General features: G+C 70.2%; 2 protein-coding genes. Both read left to right on the top strand.

Annotation, left to right across the window (positions count from 1 at the left end):
• Positions 1-2,118 (top strand): type I polyketide synthase (locus AC067A_RS37325; RefSeq protein WP_479248134.1); only part of this gene is annotated, 2,118 nt, incomplete at its 5' end.
• Positions 2,119-2,141: 23 nt separating this feature from the next.
• The coding region (locus AC067A_RS37320) for a type I polyketide synthase (RefSeq protein ID WP_479248133.1) at positions 2,142-3,935 on the top strand (1,794 nt) is incomplete at its 3' end.

Below are 3,935 nucleotides of genomic sequence, written 5' to 3'. Positions count from 1 at the left end.
GGGGTGCATCCCGCGCTGATCGACGCCTGCTTCCACGCCGGAGTCTTTCGAGCCGACACCGCCGGGCAGGAGCAGAAGCTCGTCCTGCCGTTCGCTTGGAATGAGGTACGGATCTTCGCCACGGGTGCGACCGCACTGCGTGTGCACCTGTCGTTCGACGGCCCCGATGTCGTCAGCCTTCGGGCGGCCGACGACGCCGGCACTCCCATTGCCTCGGTCGGGGCGGTGATCGCCCGGCCCGTGGCGATGGAACAGCTGCGCGCCGGGGCGGGGTCCGGCTGGTCGCGCGATGCCCTTTTCGGGCTGGAGTGGACCGAGGTCGCGCTGTCACAGCCGCCGACGGCTCCCGCCGTTCCCGCGGTGCAGTCGGCAGCGGACATCGCCGCACTGGCCGTCTCCCGTCCGACGGGCGGGGCCGCGATGGCGGACATGACGGCCCGTACGGGAGGAGCGGCCCAGGAGCTGACCGCGTGGGCCTTGAGCCTGGCGCAGGCATGGCTGACGGAGCCCGCCCTGGGTGAAAGCCGGTTGGTGGTGGTCACGCCGTCGCCGGCCGATCCGGCGGTGGCGGCCGTCTGGGGTCTGGTGCGTACCGCACAGGCGGAACATCCGGGTCGGTTCGTGCTCGTAGCGACCGACGACCCGGACACGGCCCAGCAGGCGCTGCCAGGAGTGCTGGCCTCCGGAGAGCCTCAGCTCGCCTTGCGGGAGGGGGTCGCGCTGGCGCCTCGGCTGGTACGTGCCGTCGGTGCCGTCGACGCGGGCGCCGGCCGGGAGCTGGACCGGGACGGCACCGTACTGGTCACCGGCGGCACGGGCACGCTGGGTGCCCTGGTGGCACGGCACGTGATCGAGACGCACGGCGTGCGCAACGTGCTGCTGGTCAGCCGCCGCGGCGACCAGGCGCCCGGAGCCGGGCGGCTGCGTGAGGAGCTGACGGCTCTGGGTGCGGACGTGCGCGTGGAGGCCTGTGACGTCGCCGATCGTGATGCCATGGCTGCGCTGATCGCCTCGGTTCCCGCGCACGCTCCGCTGACCGCGGTGGTGCACACCGCGGGTGTCATCGACGACGGTGTCGTCACCGCGCTGAGCTCCGAGCGGCTGGAGACGGTGTTCCGTCCCAAGGTCGATGCCGCGCTGGTCCTGGACGAGCTGACCCGGGACCTGGACCTGTCCGCCTTCGTGCTCTACTCCTCCGCGGCCGGCACCTTCGGGGCCCCCGGGCAGGGCAACTACGCGGCGGCGAACGCCTTCCTCGACGCCCTCGCCGAGCGCCGCCGGGCCGCCGGGCTCCCCGCCACCTCACTCGCCTGGGGTGGCTGGGCGGAGAGCAGCGGGATGACGGCCCACCTCAGCCAAAGCGACCTCCAGCGGCTGTCGCGGGGTGGAGGCGTCGAGCTGACCACCGAGGAGGGTCTGGAACTGTTCGACCGGGCATGGCGAGCCCCGGACCCGGTCCTGGTCGCGGCCAAGCTCGATTTCGTGACGTTGCAGGCCCAGGCGGCAGCCGGCTCCGTCCACAGCCTGCTGCGCGGCCTGATCACCGCTCGCCGCAGTGCGACCCAGCCGCAGCGACCGGCCGGACCCAGGCTGGCGGAGCAGCTCGCCGCCACTCCGCCGGCACGGCAGGAGGGGGTCCTGCTCGACGTGGTCCGGCGTGAGGTCGCGGTGACCCTCGGACACGCCTCCGGCGGCCAGGTGGATGCGGACCAGGGGTTCAGCGACATCGGGTTCGATTCTCTGCTCGCCGTCGAACTCCGCAACAAACTCACGGAGCTGACCACGCTGCGACTGCCCGCCACGCTGGTCTTCGACCACCCCACGCCGCGGAGTCTCGCCCGTTTCCTGCTGGAGGAACTCCGCCCCGAGGCGAACGACACGCATGATCTCGCCGGTCGGGAGGCCGAATTCCGCAGGGTGCTGGCCACGACTCCGATGGCACGTTTTGAAGAACTCGGTCTCATGCAGGCGCTCATGGCATTGCTGGATGAGCAGGGCCCCGGAGCAGCCGGGACAGCGGCAGCAGCCGAACAGGAACAGGATTCCACCTCTCTGATCATGGAGATGGGCGTCGACGACCTCATCGCACGCGCGATGAAGGAAACCAGGAACCAGTAGCAGACCGCGAAAGAGGCAAAGGCATGACAAGTTCGGAAAACGCGGTCGTCAAGGCGCTGCGTGCTTCACTGATCGAGAACGAGCGGCTGGAGAACGAGAACAAGAGGATCCGCGAGCGGTTGGACGAACCGATCGCGATCGTGGGAATGGCCTGCCGATTCCCGGGCGGTGTGTCCTCGCCGGAGGACCTGTGGGACCTGGTGGCCTCCAGTGTCGACGGGATATCGGGCTTCCCGGAGGACCGTGGCTGGGACCTGGCCGGCCTCTACCACCCGGATCCGGAGCACCTGGGCACCAGCTACTGCCGTGAGGGTGGCTTCCTGCAGGACGCGGCGGAGTTCGATGCGGGGTTCTTCGGGATCTCGCCGCGTGAGGCGCTGGCGATGGATCCGCAGCAGCGGCTGATCCTGGAAACCTCGTGGGAGGCGCTGGAGCGGGCCGGCATCGACCCGGCCACCCTGCGCGGCAAGCCCGTCGGCGTGTTCGTCGGGGAGATGTACCACGACTACGCGAACGGGGTCACGGATCGAACGAGCGGCGTCCCGGAGGGCGTCTCCGACTACCTGATGCTGGGTGGCGCGGGGAGCGTGCTGTCCGGTCGGGTGTCGTACGTGCTGGGCGTGGAGGGCCCGGCAGTGACGGTGGACACCGCCTGTAGCTCCTCACTGGTGACTCTGCACATGGGCGTGCAGTCGCTGCGGTCGGGGGAGTCCTCGTTGGCGCTGGCCGGCGGCGTCACCGTGATGGCCGGACCGGACGCCTTCATCGGGTTCTCGCGGCAGCGTGGTCTTGCAGTCGATGGCCGGTGCAAGTCGTTCGCGGCCTCTGCCGACGGTACGGGGTGGGCCGAGGGTGTCGGCATGCTGGTGCTTGAGCGGTTGTCGGACGCGGTTCGTAACGGGCACCGGGTGCTGGCGGTGGTGCGGGGTTCGGCGGTGAATCAGGATGGTGCGTCGAATGGGCTGACCGCGCCGAACGGTCCGTCGCAGCAGCGGGTGATCCGGCGTGCGTTGGCGAACGCGGGGCTTGCGGCCGGTGAGGTCGATGTGGTGGAGGCGCATGGCACCGGGACGGTGCTGGGTGATCCGATCGAGGCGCAGGCGGTCATCGCGACCTATGGTCAGGGTCGTGACGCGGGGCGGCCGTTGTGGCTGGGTTCGTTGAAGTCGAACATCGGTCATACGCAGGCGGCTGCGGGTGTGGCGGGTGTGATCAAGATGGTGCAGGCGATGCGTCACGGGGTTCTGCCGCGCACGCTGCACGTCGATGAGCCGACTCCTCAGGTGGACTGGTCGGCGGGTGCGGTGGAGCTGCTCACCGAGGCCCGGCAGTGGCCTGAAAGCGGTCGCCCTCGTCGTGCGGCCGTCTCTGGTTTCGGTGTCAGTGGTACGAACGCGCACGTCATTTTGGAGCAGGCGCCGGAGCAGGTGCCGGCCGAGGGTGAGCAGGGAGCCCTGGAGGGCCCGGTTGTTCCCCTCCTCGTCTCGGGGCGTGGTCAGGCTGCTCTGGCGGGTCAGGCCGCCCGGCTGGCGGGGTTCCTGTCGGAACGCGCCGAGGACGAACTCTCCTCTGTGGCACGGTCTTTGGTGGGCACTCGCAGCGCCCTGGCGGACCGTGCCGTGGTCGTCGCTGCCGATCGCGAAGAGGCGGTGACTGCCCTGGAGGCTCTGGCTCGGGGGGAGTCGACAGCCGGGCTGATCACCGCTGGCGGTCCTGCCGTGAAGGACGGCCGGTTGGGGGTGTTGTTCTCGGGTCAGGGTTCCCAGCGGGTGGGGATGGGCCGGGAGTTGTATGGGCGTTTCGGGGTGTTCCGTGAG

The sequence above is a fragment of the Streptomyces sp. NPDC043176 genome (assembly GCF_056436715.1).
Note: the sequence above shows the minus strand (reverse complement) of the source record. Positions and strands in the feature narration are given on the sequence as shown.